Source organism: Mycobacterium sp. IDUB_9, from assembly GCF_055419505.1.
This window is the reverse complement of the sequence record NZ_JBVAXU010000006.1, coordinates 116,662-132,027: the sequence shown is the minus strand read 5'-3', so window position 1 is coordinate 132,027 and position 15,366 is coordinate 116,662. Positions and strand designations below refer to the sequence as shown.

Genomic DNA, 15,366 nt, shown 5'->3' with positions numbered 1-15,366 from the left:
TCCTGCCCGCCGGTCTCGCCACCGGATGAGGAGCCTGCCACAATGTGGAGCGTGGCTGACAACAAGAAGAACCATTACGTCGACAACGGCTGGCCTGTGCTCTCCGACGGCGATGATCACGCCGTAAGCGAGCTCGCCACCGACCGCACCGGCGCGCTGTCCCCGTTCGGCGACCTGACCTTTCCGTTGCCGGCCGAAGAACTGCCCTTCATCCAGTCGGCCACCGTCGTCAACAGGTAGCAGTGGGACTGTCGCACCTCGACGAGTCCGGCGCGGCGCACATGGTCGACGTCACGGCCAAGGCCGTGACCAGGCGCACCGCGGTGGCCGTCGGCACGTTGCACACCCGGCCGGATGTGGTGGCCCTCATCGCCTCGGGTGGCCTGCCCAAGGGTGATGCCCTGGCCACCGCCCGGATCGCCGGAATCCTGGCCGCCAAGCGGACGCCCGATCTGATACCGCTGTGCCATCAACTGGCGCTGACCGGTGTCGACGTGGACTTCGACGCCCACGACGCCGAGGTCGCCATCACCGCCACCGTGCGCAGCACCGACCGCACCGGGGTCGAGATGGAGGCCCTGACCGCGGTGAGCGTCGCCGCGCTGACGTTGTACGACATGATCAAGGCCGTCGACCCCGCCGCACGCATCGACGACATCAAGGTGATGCGCAAAGAAGGCGGTAAAACGGGAGTATGGGAAAGCCCGTCGGAAAAAACTCGGCAGTGACGCGTTCAGCGCGGGTCATCATCGCCTCCACCCGTGCCGCTGCAGGGGTCTACGACGACCGGACCGGCCCGCTCATCGTCGGCTGGCTGTCCGATCGGGGATACGACGTCACCGAGCAGATGGTGGTTGCCGACGGGCACGCGGTCGGCAATGCACTGCGCGCGGCCCTGGCCGAGCACGTCGACCTCATCATCACCTCCGGCGGCACCGGTATCTCACCGACCGACGCCACACCGGAATCCACACTGTCGGTACTCGACTATCAGATACCGGGCCTGGCCGACGCCATCCGGCGGGCCGGCGTACACAAGGTGCCCACTGCGGTGCTGTCCCGCGGCGTCTGTGGCGTCGCCGGGCGAACCCTGATCGTCAACCTGCCCGGGTCGCCCGGTGGGGTCAAGGACGGTCTGGGTGTGTTGGCCGGCGTGCTGGAGCATGCGTTGGATCAGTTGAGCGGCGAGGACCACCGATGAGCGCTTGCGCGAAGAGGAGAAGGACCCACCGATGAGCGCTTGCGCGAAGAGGAGAAGGACCCACCGATGAGCGCTTGCGCGAAGAGGAGAAGGACCCAGCGATGAGCGCAACCGTCATACGTGTCGATCTGACCGAGACGCCGATCTCACTGACCGAGTACCAGGCGCTGGTGGCCCATGAGGCGGCCGGCGCAGTGGTCGGGTTCTCCGGGGTGGTGCGTGATCACGACGGCGGCCGTTCGGTCGTCCGGCTTGACTACTCCGCGCACCCTCACGCCCTGCAAACCTTGGAAGAAGTGGCCGCCGAAGTCGCCGCGCAGGCCACCGGGGTGCGCGCGATCGCGGTCAGCCACCGCATCGGCACCCTACAAATAGGAGACGCCGCCCTGGTGGCCGCTGTGGCAGCGGACCATCGCAGGGCGGCGTTCGAAACCTGTGCCCGTCTCGTCGACACCGTCAAAGAGCGGCTACCGGTGTGGAAGCACCAGTATTTCTCCGACGGCACCGATGAATGGGTCGGCTCGGCCTGAAACTCAGCCGTTGATGACGATGTTGCCGTCGAGGCCCTGATTCTCGATGGCCTGCTGGATCTGATCGAAGTAGCTGACCGGCTGCACGGGGGCAGGCGCCGCTTCGGGAGCCGGGGCTTCGGGGGCCGGGGGTGCCTCGGGAGCGGGCGCCGGGGCCTCAGGAGCGGGCACCTGCAGTGCGGCGTCGGAGATCGGTGCGGCCTCGGGGGCCGGGGCCAGCGCGGCGTCCATCGGCGCGGCGTCAGGGGCAGGAGCCTCCGGTGCCGGGGGCAGGTTCTCGGGAGCCGGCGGCAGGTTCTCCGGGGCAGGCGGCGGGGCGTCTGCCGGGAGCGGTGCGTCCAGCGGTGCTGCGTCAGGGGCGGGCGGCAGTTCGCCGTTGACCGCGGGGGCATCCAGCGGGGCCGGAGTGGGCTCGCTGACGACGTTGCGCGGGGTGGAGCCCGAGAGGCCGCGGCCGCAGACGGGCCAAGCGCCCTTGCCCTGGCCGGCCAGCACGCGTTCGGCGACGGCGATCTGCTGTTCTTTGGTGGCCAAGAAGGCGCTGGGTGCGTACTCGCCGCCACCGTTTGAACGCCACGTGCTGGGGGAGAACTGCAGGCCACCGTGGTAGCCGTTACCGGTGTTGATCGCCCAGTTGCCACCTGACTCGCAGCGGGCCACGGTGTCCCATTCGCCGTCGGTCGCGGCTGACGCCTGGCTCGCCATCGCGAGGCTGCCGCCTGCGATTGCGGCGCCGGTCACCGCGATCTTGGCGACGTTCTTGGCTGATGATGACGTGCTGGGCTTGCGATGCCGTCCGCTCATAAGCGTGAAGATCCTCTCGTATGCGCCCACGAGGTCAGCTGTCGGGTTCGGGTGGGAGAGGTCACCCGGCCGGCGTCGTCGAAACGGCGACGGCTTCACCCCAAGGAGCCGCAAGCGGCTCCTGGTCCTGAGATAAGTCGGTGGACCGGTTGGGTCCCCCGCCTCCATCCTTGTTGTTCGTCGTTAACCCCTGCCCGATGGATGGAGCTCGGCGCGTCGGTATGGGGGTGGGCCAACCGATTAGGGTCGGTCGACTTGGGACTGAACGGTAACTGCTGCCCGCTATCCCGTCACCTTTATCGGCCTCGGGCGTTTTCGATGCGAGCAAACTCTAAAAGTTGTTTAAAGGTGCAGGTTATTTCCGCGTTTCCGCAGGTCGGCGAGGCGCTCCACCGGGCTGTAGCCAGCTCGTGACCATTTCGTTATGTGATGCAAATCACCTCAACCGCCGGCGAAGGGCGGTAACACATCGATGGTCTGAGACGTTGATACGCGCTTGTTCAGATCGCGGACGGCCATCCCGTCGCACAGGTATGAGCAGCGCTTTAGGACGCGTGAGAGCTCTGAGTCGCGGCCGGAGAGTTGCTCGATGAGCGACGCGATCGTCGCATCCTCGGCCAAATCTAACGTTTCCGTATCAACTCCGGCTGCCGCCGCCGCAGCGGCGAAATAGCGGACCGTCACGGCCGCGGTGTGCCCTGTCATCTAGCCGCCGATCGCGCTCATGGGCCGCGTCGGCTGCACGAAATCCGGGTTGTTGATGCCGTGTCCGGCGGGCTTGCCCCACATTGCCGTCCGCCAGGCCGCCTCGATGTCGGCGTCGTCGGCTCCGCCGCGCAGCAGCGTGCGCAGGTCGCTCTCCTCGGTGGAGAACAGACAGCTGCGGATCTGGCCGTCAGCGGTGAGCCTGGTGCGGTCACAGGCCGAACAGAAGGCATGCGACACCGAGGCGATCACCCCGACGGTGCCCGCGGGGTGCGCGTTGGACGCGGCCACCTGCCACAGCTCGGCGGGGGCCGAGCCGCGTGGCCTCGGGTCGGTCCGCAGATCGAAGTGCTTCTGCAGAGTGGTCAGGATGGTGTCCGCGTCGATCACCCTGCCGCGCTGCCAGGTGTGTCCGGCGTCCAGAGGCATCTGCTCGATGATCCGCAGCTGGTATCCGTGGTCCAAGCAGTAGCCCAACAGGTCCACGGCGTCGTCGAGGCCCGACACCGGGTCAAGAACGGCGTTGACCTTCACCGGCGCCAGTCCGGCGGCCTTGGCAGCCGCCAGGCCGTCCAGCACGTCGCCCAGCCGGTCCCGGCGGGTGATCCGGGCGAAGTGTGCGGCGTCGACGCTGTCCAGGGACACGTTGATCCGGTCCAGCCCGGCCTGCTTGAGGCCCGCCGCGCGCCGGGCCAGCCCGATGCCGTTGGTGGTCAGCGTGATCTCCGGGCGGGGGTGCAGTGCGGCCGCGGCGGCCACCACATCCTCCAGATGGCGGGTGACCAACGGTTCACCACCGGTGAACCGCACGCTGGTGATGCCCAGGCCGGTGACGGCGATGCGCAGCAGCCGGCTCAGTTCGGCGGTGCTCAGCAGCGCTTCGCCGGGCAACCAGTCCAGGCCCTCGGCGGGCATGCAGTAGGTACAGCGCAGATTGCACTTGTCGGTCAGTGAGACCCGCAGGTCGGTGGCCACCCGGCCGTAGGTGTCCACCAGGGGGCCACTCGCCGGGGCCGGCCCGTTGGAAGAGTGACCGGACCCGCTCACGGCGGGCAGGCCGAGTGAGGTCAGCGTCATGCCGGCACCTTCACCGAGTCGACCGGGACGATCTCCTTGCCCAGCGGGACCAGCGAGACCGGGATCAACTTGAGGTCGGCCAGCGCCAACGGGATTCCGATGATGGTGACCGCCATGGCCACCGCGCTGATCAGATGTCCCAGCGCCAGCCACCAGCCGAACAGGACGATCCAGATGATGTTGCCGACCAGGGCGCCGGGCCGGGTTCCCGGCTTGTCCACAATCGTGCGGCCGAACGGCCACAAGGCATAGGAGGCGATGCGCAGCGAGGCGAACCCGAACGGGATGGTGATGATCAGGACGAAGCAGATCAGGGCGGCCAGGAGGTATCCCAGCGCCAACCACAGGCCGCCGAATACCAACCAGATGATGTTCAGTATCACTCGCATTACCGGCGCAGCTCTCTCCCAGAGGTGTTAGCAAGCCTACCGAGTAATAGGGGTGAAGCACCCAGTGAGGTCCGAGTAGGATCGCTCCATCGCGTCCCGGGCTGACGGGACGCGAGCTTTATGTGTGTACACAGTCTGACAACGACGAGCGGGTGAGATGCGGTGCCGACCGGCAAGGTGAAGTGGTACGACGCTGAAAAGGGCTTCGGCTTTGTGTCCCAGGAGGACGGCGAGGACGTTTACGTGCGCTCCTCGGCGTTGCCCGCGGGTGTCGAGGGCCTCAAGGCCGGTCAGCGTGTCGAGTTCGGAGTGGCCGCCGGCCGTCGTGGCCCGCAGGCGTTGAGCGTCAAGCTGATCGACCCGCCGCCGAGCCTGAGCCGGGCCCGGCGCGAGGCGGAGCGTCCCGAGCACAAGCACACTCCCGATGAGCTGCACGGCATGGTCTCGGACATGATCACGTTGCTCGAGGACATCGTCCAGCCCGAGCTGCGCAAGGGCCGCTACCCCGACCGCAAGGTGGCGCGCCGGGTGTCCGAGGTGGTCAAGGCTGTCGCGCAGGAGCTCGACGCTTAGTGCCGGTACGGGGAGACTGGGTCCATGACCCAGGGCTCCTACGTCGCGGCCGGTAGCGGTGAATTCAACCGCGACACGAACTACATCACCACCCGGATCACCGCCGACGGCCATGACGGGTACCCCGTGGAGGCCGGCCGGTACCGGCTGATCGTGGCGCGGGCCTGCCCGTGGGCCAACCGCACCATCATCGTGCGACGCCTGCTGGGGCTGGAAAGTGCTCTGTCCATTGGCTTTTGCGGTCCGACGCATGACGCCCGCAGCTGGACCTTCGACCTCGACCCGGACGGGCTCGATCCGGTGCTCAAGATCCCGCGACTGCAGGACGCGTACTTCAAGCGCGACCCCGGTTACCCGAAGGGCATCACCGTGCCCGCGATCGTCGAGGTGGCCACGGGCGCGGTGGTGACCAACGACTTCGCCCAGATGACACTGGATTTCTCCACCGAGTGGACGGCGTATCACCGTGATGGAGCCCCGGAGCTGTATCCCGCGCCGCTGCGGGCGGAGATCGATTCGGTGGCCAAGCGCATCTACACCGAGGTCAACAACGGGGTGTACCGGTGCGGCTTTGCCGGCTCACAGGAGGCCTATGACAAGGCCTATGACCGGTTGTTCACGGCGCTGGACTGGCTGAGCGACCGGCTGAGCACCCAGCGTTTTCTGGTGGGCGACACCATCACCGAGGCCGATGTGCGGTTGTTCACCACGCTGGCGCGGTTCGACCCGGTCTATCACGGCCATTTCAAGTGCAACCGGTCCAAGCTCACCGAGATGGACGTGCTGTGGGCGTATGCGCGAGATCTGTTCCAGACACCGGGCTTCGGGGACACCATCGACTTCGTCCAGATCAAGCAGCACTACTACATCGTGCATTCGGACATCAATCCGACCCAGATCGTGCCGAAGGGCCCGGACCTGGCCGACTGGCTCACGCCACACGGGCGGGAATCCTTGGGCGGCAGGCCTTTCGGTGACGGCACTCCGCCCGGCCCGACGCCCGCGGCCGAACGGGTCCGGGACGGACACGGCGCCGGATAGGCCCTAGAGACCGGGTAGGCAGTTGACGAAGGGGATGAGCCCGGGGCACTGCTCGAAGATGTTCGGCGGATTCTCCGGCGGCGGGGGCGGCGGGATGGGCGTCGGGAACAGGTTCGGTCCCTCCCAGTAATGCGCGGGGGCGTGGGTCCGTACGTCGTATTCGAAGTAGTAGGTGTGGCAGACGCCCATGTCCCACACCAGTTCGGTATCCGACCGGGGCGGGTCATTCGGCAGCGGTTGCCCGGGGCACCACTGGAATGGGCCGTAGGTATAGGCCTGCGCGGTACCGGCTCCCACGACGAGGGCACCCAGACCCAGGCCGACTGCCAGCAGCACCGTGGTTGCCAGCGCCGCGAGCGGTGGCTTCATGCAATTACGTTATCGCTGCACAACCGCTGAAAAGCTCGGTAGGGAAAACTCGGATCACGGTTGCTTGTGGAAGCAAGCAGCAAAGCGACGGAACGGTCAGGGCCACGCGGTGCTGATCGACCATTCGGCGTGGGGCAGCGCGAATTCCTGGCCGTTCTGATCCTGGACCAGGGTCAGCAGCTGGACCGCGAGGCCGGTGAGCCGCCCGCGCTGTGGGTCGGTGGTGGGGATGGTGACGGCCAGTGTGGTCTTGGGTGCGAAGTACGTGACCGTCGTGTCGATCGGGTTCTCGTACACCCGGAGCAGCCGCCATGGGGCCCGGGAGACCGCGCTGGGCACGGAGAGCTGCACCGGATTGTCCTTGGTGACCGGCAGCTCGCCCGCGTCGCGCGGTTCCTCGCAGTCGTCGAGGTTGAGCACCTCGCAGTACTGGAACGGGCCGATCCGCACCGAGTGTCCGTGCGAGTACGCACTGATCTCCGGCAACCGGTCGCCGTGGGCACTGTGCAGCCGCCAGACCCCCACCGCGGTACCGGCAATCGCCAGCACGACCACGGCCGCCAGGACCGCCAGAGCACGCTTCATCGGGACTCCCACTGTGCTGTCGTCGGCGCTGCCGCACGACGGTTGCCGCCTTCTCGTGCGGCGTGGACCGGGCGGTTACCGCCCAGACCCGGAATCAGTGATTCGCCGCGATAGCTCACGATGGTCTGCGCCAGGCCCAGTATCAGCACGGCCGTGATCGTAGTGAACCCGGCTGAGAGGTCTGTATAGATCAGCACCCCGGTGGCGCCTCCGGTCACCCAGGCCAGCTGCAGCACCGATTCCGACCGGCCGAACGCCGAGGCCCGCGAGGCCTCGGGCAGATCGTCCTGCAGGGACGCGTCGAGTGAGGCCTTGGCGATGGCACTGGCACCCGAGGTGATGAGTGTCGCGCCGGCAGCCACCATCAGGTTTCCGGTCAGTGCGGTGGCCAGGGCGACGATGGTGACCGCGGCGGCCGCCCGCACCACCAGCTGCGCGGGATGTCCGAGCGCCAGCCGTGCGGCGGCGATGTTGCCGCCGAAGTTGCCCACGCCGGCCGCCGCCCCGATCAGCCCGAGGATCAGCAGCTGTTCCCAGCCGGTGGCATCGTGGGATTTCGCGACGAACGCGGGATACAGGAACAGGAACCCGACCATCACCTTGATCGTGCAGTTGCCCCACAACGCGGTGATGGTGTTGCGGCCCAATGGCTGACGTTCGGCTTTCGGCTTGCCGGGGTGACGGCGCAGTTCACCCTGGCCGCCCGATTGACCGTGGTAACTCAGCGTGGTGGGCACCTCACCCTCGGTGACCTCGACCCACTTCGGGATCCGCATCGACAGCACCGCGCCGGCGACGCTGACCGCGACGACGACGTACAGGGCCCCGGGCAGCTGAGCCACGTTGAACAGGTATTCGGCCCCCGCGGCGATGCCGCCGCCGACCACGGTGCCACCCAGCAGGCCGAAGGTGGTCAACCGGGAGTTCACCCGGACCAGATCGATCGACGGGGGCAGCACACGTGGGGTGACCGCGCTGCGCAGCACCGAGAACGATTTGGACAGCACCATCATGCCGAGCGCACACGGGTAGAGCACCCAGGACGGATAGCTTCCGGTGGCACCGTCGTAATTGGCGATCAAGATCACGATCAGCCCGGTGCGTAACGCGAACGAGGCCGCCAGCGCCATCCGGCGACCGTGCTGCAGGCGGTCCAGCGCAGGCCCGATCAGCGGGGCGATCACCGCGAACGGCGCGATGGTGATCAGCAGGTACAGCGCGACCTTGCTCTTGGACTCGCCGCTGGCCGCGGCGAAGAACAGCGTGTTGGCCAGTGCGACGGCCATGGCCGCGTCGACGGCGAAGTTCGCCACCACCGGCCAGGTGAGCGCCGTCAGCCCGGATTTGTCGGCGCCGTCGGCGGTGGCCGCGCGGTGCACGAAACCGTACATCCGCGAACCCATTTCGCGGCTGCGTGCCGCGGCGGCCCGGGTGACCGTGACCTTCTCACCGGCTGCCGACCCGACCCCGTGGGAGCGTTGCGGGTTGTCCTGGTTCGGGTGCGCGGTGGTGTGCTGATCGTCGAGCGGCGGCAGCCAGCGGTTGGAGCTGGGCACCGATTGTCTGCGTGGCCGTCGCGGCGTCTCGTCGCTGGGGTAGTTGGCCATTCCGGGATGTTCCTCGCCGTGATCGGCCGGCGGCCGCGGCGGGTAGTAGGTCACCCCCCGATTCTCTCTTATCCGAGGCGCAAGCGGCCGACAGGCGACCGGTGTGGTCTGTGGTTGCCCCGATCAGGCACTATGGAGGCGATGGAAAGCGTGACCGAATCTGCTGAGCAGACCCCCGAAACCAGCCCGGCGGCACCGTCGCAGGAGCAGGAGGCGGTGCTCTTGGGTGCCGCCGAACAGGCTCGTGCGGCGCTGATCGAGTTCAGCGGCGACGGCACCGTCGGCGAATACCTCGGTGCAAGCATCGAGGACGCCTCCTCGGCCACGCACCGATTCCTGGCTGACCTGCCCGGTTACCGCGGTTGGCAGTGGGCCGTCGTGGTGGCTGCCTACCCAGGCGCCGACCACGCCACGATCAGCGAGCTGGTCCTCGTCCCGGGGCCGACGGCGCTGCTGGCGCCGGAGTGGGTGCCGTGGGAGAACCGGGTCCGTCCCGGTGACCTCGGACCCGGCGACCTGTTGGCCCCGCCGCCGAATGATCCGCGTCTGGTTCCGGGGTACGTGGCCACCGGTGATCCACTGATCGACGACGCCGCGCTGGAACTCGGCTTCGGGCGGCTTCAGGTACTCAGCGAGTGGGGCCGGGCGCAGGCGGCGCAGCGCTGGCACGACGGCGACTACGGCCCGGGGTCGGCGATGGCCCGCTCCACGCGTCGGGTTTGCCGCGACTGTGGCTTCTACCTACCGCTCGGCGGTGCACTGGGCGTGATGTTCGGTGTGTGCGCCAACGATCTATCCGCCGACGGGCATGTGGTGGAGGCCGAGTATGGCTGCGGGGCCCATTCGGACACCCCGCAACCGCCCGGCACCGGGTCGCCGATGTACGAGCCCTACGACGACGGTGTGCTCGACACCGCCGACTGAGGCGAATCTGGTCCGGCCGACTGAGGCGAATCTGGTCCGGCCGACTGAGGCGAATCTGGTCCGGCCGACTGAGCTCTGCTCAGTTCTCGGCGGCGGCCTTGATGCGTGCCAGCGAAGCGTTCATCCCGTCGACGAGTTCGTCTTCGAAGCTGGGGACTCCGCCGAACAATGCGCCGACCAGAGCGTTGGACACTGCTGTGGTGCCGTTCTCGGCGTGGCGGGATTCGGTCACCCGCGTGCCGGTGCCGGTCGGTTCCAGTTCGTAGCTCCACACCGTGTTGTTGCCCTCCACCAGGAAGGACAGCTTCTTGTTGTCGACGACCTCGGTGAGGCGTGACGTGGTGGGCCAGAACATGAACTTGCGCCGGTTGAGGTTGAGCGTGCGGGTCCCCGGACGCAGCGGGCCGAGTGGCTTCATCAGCCGGCACTGTGGGCTCCACTGCGGCATTCGGGTCAGGTCCGAGATCAGCCCCCAGACTTTGTCAACCGGTGCGTCGATGTCGATGGTGGCTTGCAGTAGGGGTGCGGCCATGGTGTCTCCTCAGGTCAATCCGCTTTGCGCACCGCGGGATCCGCGGCGTACGGCGCGGCGCTGGATCAGAAAGATGGTCGTGCCGAGAACGCCGATCGCCAGTCCGGCGACTGTGAACGGCCGCCAGTGTTGCAGACCGCCGACGGTGAAAGTCAGGACGGTCGCGATCAACCAGCCCGTGGCGATCACCACGATCACCGGCCACGGCTCCAGCAGTGCGGCGGGCAGAGCCGGCGGTTGGGGTGCCGTCGCGTCGTCAGTGTTCTCGGTCATCGATGACCAACGTATCCGATGCGGTCCGCATTCATTGGTCTTGGTTTTAGCCCTTTACCTTCGGCGGCTCAGTACTATTTCCGATGTGAAGGATCCGGAGGCGCGGCTTGCGAATGACCTGGCCCTGGCAGTTGTTCGTCTCGCGCGTCAATTACGTACGCGGCGTGCAGAATCCCCGGTTTCGCTGACCCAGTTCTCGGCGTTGGCCACCTTGGTCAAGGAGGGCGCGATGACGCCGGGCGCCCTGGCGTTGCGGGAGCGGGTACGGCCCCCGTCGATGACGCGGGTGATCGCCTCGCTGGCCGAACAGGGCCTGGTGGCCCGCGCCGCGCATCCGCTGGACGGACGTCAGATCGTGGTGTCTGCCTCGCCGGCCGGGATGTCCCTCGTCGACGCCGAGCGCCGGGCGAGCCAGGAATGGCTCAAGGCGCAGTTGGCGCGCCTGGATCCGGATGACCGCCAGACCCTGCTCACCGCAACCGATCTGATGTCCGCCATGGTCCTCGAAGGCGTGTGAGTCAGCTGCAGGTAATCGATATCGAGGATCCGGCCGATTCCCGGCTGGATGACTTCCGCGATCTCAACAGCGTGGACCGCCGGCCCGATCTGCCCAGCGGAAAAGGCCTGGTGATCGCCGAAGGCGTGCTGGTGGCGCAGCGCCTGCTGGCCTCCCGGTTCGTCCCCCGCGCGCTGCTGGGCACCGACCGGCGTCTGAGTGAACTGGCCGCCGACCTCGACGGGGTGGACGTGCCGTTCTACCGGACGAATGCCGACGTGATGGCCGCCGCGGTCGGATTCCACCTCAACCGTGGAGTGCTGGCGTCGGCGTCGCGGGCACCGGAGTTGTCGGTGGCGGAGGTCATCTCCGGGGCGCGCACCGTGGCGGTCCTCGAAGGGGTCAACGACCACGAGAACCTCGGGTCCATCTTCCGTAACGCCGCCGGGCTGGCGGTCGATGCGGTGGTGTTCGGGTCGGGATGTGCCGATCCGTTGTACCGGCGGGCCGTGCGGGTGTCGATGGGGCATGCCCTCCTGGTTCCGTTCGCCCGGGCCGCCGCGTGGCCGGATGATTTGGAGCTATTGCGGAACAAGGGTTTTCGGCTCATGGCAATGACGCCCGATCCGGCCGCCGCGACTCTGTCGGAGGCGATGACCCAGCTTGACGGGGACCGGGTGGCGGTCCTGGTCGGCGCCGAGGGGCCGGGGTTGACCGAGAGGACGATGCGCGCCAGCGATGTGCGCGTGCGCATCCCGATGTCGCGCGGCACGGATTCACTCAATGTCGCCACCGCCGCAGCGCTCACGTTCTACGAGCGTGCCCGGCTCGGAGGCTGAGATCGCGTTAGATTGACACCGTGACCGACAATTCCACGCCGTGGGGTACCGGCCTGACGGTGGCCGGTTTCGTGGCCGTGGTCCTGGGCGCGGCGATCGTCGTGCTCGGGGTGGGTTTGTTGCGGGTGCACCCGCTGCTGGCGGTGGGGCTGAACATGGTGGCGGTCGGCGGATTGGCCCCCACCGTGTGGGGCTGGCGGCACCGGCCGGTGTGGCGCTGGTTCGTGCTGGGGTCGGGTGTCGGCGTGGCGTGCGGGTGGCTGGCGCTGCTGGCCATCGGCTTGACCCAGCACTGACTCGATTGCCGCTCAGGCCACCAGTTCTGCCGCGGTGTAGTTGGCATCGAGCAGGCCGGCGACGGCCTCGTCGCGGTGGAACTTTCTGCCGTGGACCGCGAACATCCTTTCGGCCGTGGTGGTTTCGGGCTGCCAACCGGTTTCGGTCAGGTAGTCCGCGACGGCGTTGCGGTCGCCCGGGAAGATCAGCTCCGACAGGTCGTCGACTTCGAGGCCCTGCTCGCGTTGGTGATCGGTGAGTGTCCGGATCCGGCTCTCGGCCAGCTCCGACTGCTCGTTGATCCAGTCGGTGGCAAGGCGGCTGCCCGGCGCGCTCAGTGCGGTGATGTTGTCGAACAGCCGGTCCTGCGCGTCGGGCGGCAGGTAGCCGAGCAGTCCCTCGGCGATCCACGCGGTGGGCACCTGTGGGTCGAAGCCTCGGGTGCGCAGGGCGGCGGGCCAGTCGTGGCGTAGGTCGATGCCGATCGCGTGCAGCTCCGCCGTCGGCGTGACGCCCAGGTCGGCGAGTGCGCGGCCCTTGAACTCGATGACGGCGGGCTGATCCAGTTCGAACACCGTCGTCCCGGCCGGCCAGGGCAGCCGGTAGGCCCGCGCGTCCAGGCCCGAGGCGAGGATGACGGTCTGACGGATGCCCGCCTCGGCGGCGGCCAGGAGGAAGTCGTCGAAGTAGCGGGTGCGGATGGCCATGCCGTCGGCGATCAGATGCGGATCGAGCGGGTCGGCTGTGCCGGCGGCCAGCAGGTCGCCCTGGGCCAGGCGGACGTAATAGTCCACGCCGACGGCATCGACGAGGGGCCGGGCGTAGGGGTCGGAGATCAGTGCATCGGGGGCGCTGGAGGCGAGCGCCCGTGACGCGGCCACTCCGGTGGCGGTGGCGCCGACGCCGGTGGCCAGATCCCAGGTGTCGTTCTCGGTGCGCGGCATGACCCCTCCAGATATATAGCAAGTCTAGTTATTAGACACTATAACTAATATTGGAGCTGGTGGACTCGTCGTTTGCGTCACATCGCCGGGTAAGGCCGCAAAATGCACAACACCGAGGATCTCAGTCACATGCTGACTGAGATCCTCGGTGCTGAGTGATCAGACGATCAGGGCTGCGTGCCTGATGAGCGCACGCCCAGCAACACGTCCTCCCAGGCCGGAACCGCGGGACGGGCCTTGCGACCGCGCTTGGCGGGTGCCGGGGGTGCCGCCGCGGGCGCGGGCGCGGGATCGGCGGGTCGGCTGAACTGCTCGGGGGCTGCGGCCGGAACGTGATGAACCTCGTCGGCCTCGTGATTGTCGAACAGATGGGGGACCGCGGCGACCGGGCGCAGTGGCCGGCCCAATTCTGGGTTTATCAGCTGGCGGGCCGCGTCGTCGGAGGCGGAGACGGTGCCGCCGTGGGCCCCGGGGCTGAAGCGGAAATGCGCGACATTGTCGGACCGGCCGGCCTTCCAGGCCAGCTGTACGGTCCATCGGCTGTCTTCATTGCGCCAGGCGTCCCACGCGATCGAATCAGGGTCGAGGCCCCGGGCCACGATGGCCTGCGTGATGGTCTCGAGCAGCGTCAGCACCGCGGGTCCGTCGGCCAGCACCGGATGCGCAGCGGTGGCCAGCTCGGCCGCGCGAGCGCGCTCCAGCAGCACTGGATGAGCAAACCGCTCGACCCGCTCGATAGGCACCCCGGCTGCCGTGGCCAACTGCTCCACCGATGCGCCGGCGCGAATCTTTGCCTGAATCTCCTTGGGTCGCAGCACGTTCTGCACCTCTACATCGATCTCGGATTGATTCGAGGCGACCTTGTCTCCGCGCATCGCAGCACGCAACCGGTCGTCGACACGCAAGCTGAACGTCTCTTTGGAGTCGTCGTCTTCGCAGATGATGCGTCTGCCGTCTACGTTCAATCCAACGACTCTGAGTTCTCGCATACCGACCTGACCTCCTGCGTGCGAACCCTACTGCGTTATCAGCCCGTTACCGGGCTGACACGCTGGCGGGAGGGCCTCCGGTTCAGAGGTGTGCTCAGAGCTGGCCGACGACCCAGTCGACACAGGCAGTCAGGGCGCTCACGTCGTCAGGCTCCACGGCCGGGAACATGCCGATCCGCAGCTGGTTGCGGCCGAGCTTGCGGTACGGCTCGGTATCGACGATCCCGTTGGCGCGCAGCACCTTGGCGACAGCGGCGGCATCCACCGAATCGCTGAAGTCGATCGTCCCGACAACCTGTGAGCGCAGGGCCGGATCGGTGACGAACGGGGTGGCGAACGACGTGCCCTCGGCCCACGAATACAGCCGCTGCGAGGAGTCGGCGGTGCGCTTGACGGCCCAGTCCAGCCCACCGTTGCCGTTGAGCCAGTCGATCTGCTCGGCCAGCAGGATGAGCGTGGCGATGGCCGGGGTGTTGTAGGTCTGGTTCTTGAGACTGTTCTCCACCGCGATGGGCAGCGACAGAAAGTCGGGCACCCAGCGGTCCGATGCGCCGATCGCCTCGATGCGGGCCAGCGCCGCGGGGCTGACGATGGCCAGCCACAGGCCGCCGTCGCCGGCGAAATTCTTCTGCGGCGCAAAGTAATACGCGTCGGTGTCGGCGATATCGACGGGCAGGCCGCCGGCGGCCGAGGTGGCGTCGATCAGAACCAGCGCATCGCCGGCCGGGCGCTGCACTGGCACCGAGACGCCGGTCGAGGTCTCGTTGTGGGCCCAGGCGACGGCGTCGACAGACGGGTCGGACTGGGGCTGCGGCGCGGTGCCCGGATCGGTCTTGACGATGATCGGGTCGCCGATGAACGGGTTCTTGGCCACGCATGAGGCGAACTTGGCGCTGAACTCGCCGTAGGTCAGGTGCAGTGAGCGCTTGTCGATCAGGCCGAACGCCGCGGCATCCCAGAATGCGGTCGAGCCGCCGTTGCCCAGGATCACCTCGTACCCGTCGGGAACCGAGAACAGTGTGCGGAGCCCGTCGCGGACGCGGCCCACCAGATTCTTGATCGGCGCCTGCCGATGGGATGTGCCGAACAGGTCCCCGGCAGCGGCCAGCGCGGTCAGTTGCTCGGGGCGGACCTTGGAGGGGCCACATCCGAAACGGCCGTCGCGGGGCTTGAGGTCGGCGGGGATGATCAGTTCAGCCATGCCGACAAGCC

22 protein-coding genes and 1 riboswitch are annotated in these 15,366 nt (G+C 67.7%); of the genes, 10 read left to right on the top strand and 12 right to left on the bottom strand.

The genetic code is table 11. From position 1 onward, the window contains the following. The first annotated feature begins 42 nt into the window (after positions 1-42). From ACZY08_RS23600 to ACZY08_RS23585, 4 genes are all read left to right on the top strand, one after another. Positions 43-240: a hypothetical protein gene (locus ACZY08_RS23600; RefSeq protein ID WP_055117555.1), complete on the top strand. Its 198-nt coding sequence runs from the start codon at positions 43-45 to the stop codon at positions 238-240. A gap of 2 nt (positions 241-242) precedes the next feature. Then, a complete protein-coding gene (gene moaC, locus ACZY08_RS23595; RefSeq protein ID WP_463747108.1) occupies positions 243-728 on the top strand; it encodes a cyclic pyranopterin monophosphate synthase MoaC in 486 nt (161 codons plus the stop codon). After that, positions 725-1,201: a MogA/MoaB family molybdenum cofactor biosynthesis protein gene (locus tag ACZY08_RS23590; RefSeq protein WP_463747109.1), complete on the top strand. Its 477-nt coding sequence runs from the start codon at positions 725-727 to the stop codon at positions 1,199-1,201. Before moaC ends, ACZY08_RS23590 begins: the two co-directional genes overlap by 4 nt. Before the next feature lie 101 nt (positions 1,202-1,302). Next, the gene (locus ACZY08_RS23585) at positions 1,303-1,731 is read left to right on the top strand and encodes a molybdenum cofactor biosynthesis protein MoaE (RefSeq protein WP_463747110.1); all 429 of its coding nucleotides are present in this window, start codon (positions 1,303-1,305) and stop codon (positions 1,729-1,731) included. A gap of 3 nt (positions 1,732-1,734) precedes the next feature. Here the strand turns inward: ACZY08_RS23585 and ACZY08_RS23580 are convergent, their stop codons facing one another. The 4 genes from ACZY08_RS23580 to ACZY08_RS23565 all read right to left on the bottom strand — a co-directional run bounded on the left by ACZY08_RS23580 (position 1,735) and on the right by ACZY08_RS23565 (position 4,706). Next, a complete protein-coding gene (locus tag ACZY08_RS23580) occupies positions 1,735-2,535 on the bottom strand; it encodes a transglycosylase family protein (protein ID WP_463747111.1) in 801 nt (266 codons plus the stop codon). 8 nt (positions 2,536-2,543) lie between these two features. Then, positions 2,544-2,728, bottom strand: a riboswitch (cyclic di-AMP (ydaO/yuaA leader). 248 nt (positions 2,729-2,976) lie between these two features. Further along, entirely contained in the window at positions 2,977-3,240 is a 264-nt protein-coding gene (locus ACZY08_RS23575; protein WP_463747112.1) for a MoaD/ThiS family protein, read from the bottom strand. Further along, on the bottom strand, positions 3,241-4,317 hold the full coding sequence (moaA, locus tag ACZY08_RS23570) for a GTP 3',8-cyclase MoaA (RefSeq protein ID WP_463747113.1): 1,077 nt from the start codon (positions 4,315-4,317) through the stop codon (positions 3,241-3,243). It abuts the gene before it with no gap. Next, positions 4,314-4,706, bottom strand: coding sequence for a YccF domain-containing protein (locus ACZY08_RS23565; RefSeq protein ID WP_463747114.1), 393 nt, complete (start codon positions 4,704-4,706; stop codon positions 4,314-4,316). Before ACZY08_RS23565 ends, moaA begins: the two co-directional genes overlap by 4 nt. Before the next feature lie 162 nt (positions 4,707-4,868). On the opposite strand from ACZY08_RS23565, the gene ACZY08_RS23560 reads away from it, so the two are divergent. Continuing rightward, positions 4,869-5,279, top strand: a complete 411-nt coding sequence (locus ACZY08_RS23560; protein ID WP_163670247.1) for a cold-shock protein — start codon at positions 4,869-4,871, stop codon at positions 5,277-5,279. Positions 5,280-5,303: 24 nt separating this feature from the next. Beyond that, complete coding sequence (locus ACZY08_RS23555) at positions 5,304-6,320, top strand: glutathione S-transferase family protein (protein WP_463747115.1); 1,017 nt, start codon at positions 5,304-5,306, stop codon at positions 6,318-6,320. A 3-nt stretch (positions 6,321-6,323) separates the two neighbouring features. Here the strand turns inward: ACZY08_RS23555 and ACZY08_RS23550 are convergent, their stop codons facing one another. From ACZY08_RS23550 to ACZY08_RS23540, 3 genes are all read right to left on the bottom strand, one after another. Then, positions 6,324-6,689 (bottom strand): hypothetical protein, encoded by a 366-nt coding sequence (locus ACZY08_RS23550; RefSeq protein ID WP_463747116.1) that lies wholly within the window; start codon positions 6,687-6,689, stop codon positions 6,324-6,326. Between the two features lie 96 nt (positions 6,690-6,785). Then, positions 6,786-7,274, bottom strand: a complete 489-nt coding sequence (locus ACZY08_RS23545; protein WP_463747117.1) for a DUF2771 domain-containing protein — start codon at positions 7,272-7,274, stop codon at positions 6,786-6,788. Continuing rightward, entirely contained in the window at positions 7,271-8,881 is a 1,611-nt protein-coding gene (locus ACZY08_RS23540) for an MFS transporter (RefSeq protein WP_463747240.1), read from the bottom strand. The genes ACZY08_RS23545 and ACZY08_RS23540 overlap by 4 nt, the downstream gene beginning before the upstream one ends. A 141-nt stretch (positions 8,882-9,022) precedes the next feature. Between ACZY08_RS23540 and ACZY08_RS23535 the strand changes: the two genes are divergently transcribed. Beyond that, positions 9,023-9,805, top strand: a complete 783-nt coding sequence (locus ACZY08_RS23535) for a DUF3027 domain-containing protein (RefSeq protein ID WP_463747118.1) — start codon at positions 9,023-9,025, stop codon at positions 9,803-9,805. 79 nt (positions 9,806-9,884) lie between these two features. Here the strand turns inward: ACZY08_RS23535 and ACZY08_RS23530 are convergent, their stop codons facing one another. Together ACZY08_RS23530 and ACZY08_RS23525 are read right to left on the bottom strand one after the other, a co-directional pair. Further along, positions 9,885-10,337 carry an SRPBCC family protein gene (locus tag ACZY08_RS23530; protein ID WP_463747119.1) on the bottom strand — a complete coding sequence of 151 codons (453 nt, stop codon included), beginning with the start codon at positions 10,335-10,337 and terminating at the stop codon, positions 9,885-9,887. A 9-nt stretch (positions 10,338-10,346) separates the two neighbouring features. After that, the gene (locus ACZY08_RS23525; protein WP_463747120.1) at positions 10,347-10,610 is read right to left on the bottom strand and encodes a DUF2530 domain-containing protein; all 264 of its coding nucleotides are present in this window, start codon (positions 10,608-10,610) and stop codon (positions 10,347-10,349) included. An 85-nt stretch (positions 10,611-10,695) separates the two neighbouring features. Here ACZY08_RS23525 and ACZY08_RS23520 point away from each other — a divergent pair, with 85 nt between their 5' ends. Genes ACZY08_RS23520 through ACZY08_RS23510 form a run of 3 tightly spaced genes read left to right on the top strand, consistent with a single transcriptional unit; the run spans position 10,696 to position 12,241 of the window. Then, a complete protein-coding gene (locus tag ACZY08_RS23520) occupies positions 10,696-11,127 on the top strand; it encodes an Rv0880 family HTH-type transcriptional regulator (protein ID WP_463747121.1) in 432 nt (143 codons plus the stop codon). Further along, positions 11,124-11,945, top strand: a complete 822-nt coding sequence (locus ACZY08_RS23515) for a TrmH family RNA methyltransferase (protein WP_463747122.1) — start codon at positions 11,124-11,126, stop codon at positions 11,943-11,945. The genes ACZY08_RS23520 and ACZY08_RS23515 overlap by 4 nt, the downstream gene beginning before the upstream one ends. A gap of 20 nt (positions 11,946-11,965) precedes the next feature. Next, on the top strand, positions 11,966-12,241 hold the full coding sequence (locus ACZY08_RS23510) for a DUF2537 domain-containing protein (protein ID WP_463747123.1): 276 nt from the start codon (positions 11,966-11,968) through the stop codon (positions 12,239-12,241). A gap of 12 nt (positions 12,242-12,253) precedes the next feature. Here the strand turns inward: ACZY08_RS23510 and ACZY08_RS23505 are convergent, their stop codons facing one another. The 3 genes from ACZY08_RS23505 to serC form a co-directional block, all read right to left on the bottom strand. After that, a complete protein-coding gene (locus ACZY08_RS23505; RefSeq protein ID WP_463747124.1) occupies positions 12,254-13,165 on the bottom strand; it encodes an SAM-dependent methyltransferase in 912 nt (303 codons plus the stop codon). Positions 13,166-13,332: 167 nt separating this feature from the next. Further along, positions 13,333-14,154, bottom strand: a complete 822-nt coding sequence (gene sepH / locus ACZY08_RS23500; RefSeq protein WP_463747125.1) for a septation protein SepH — start codon at positions 14,152-14,154, stop codon at positions 13,333-13,335. A 94-nt stretch (positions 14,155-14,248) separates the two neighbouring features. Further along, positions 14,249-15,355: a phosphoserine transaminase gene (gene serC / locus ACZY08_RS23495; protein ID WP_463747126.1), complete on the bottom strand. Its 1,107-nt coding sequence runs from the start codon at positions 15,353-15,355 to the stop codon at positions 14,249-14,251. Between the last annotated feature and the right edge of the window lie 11 nt (positions 15,356-15,366).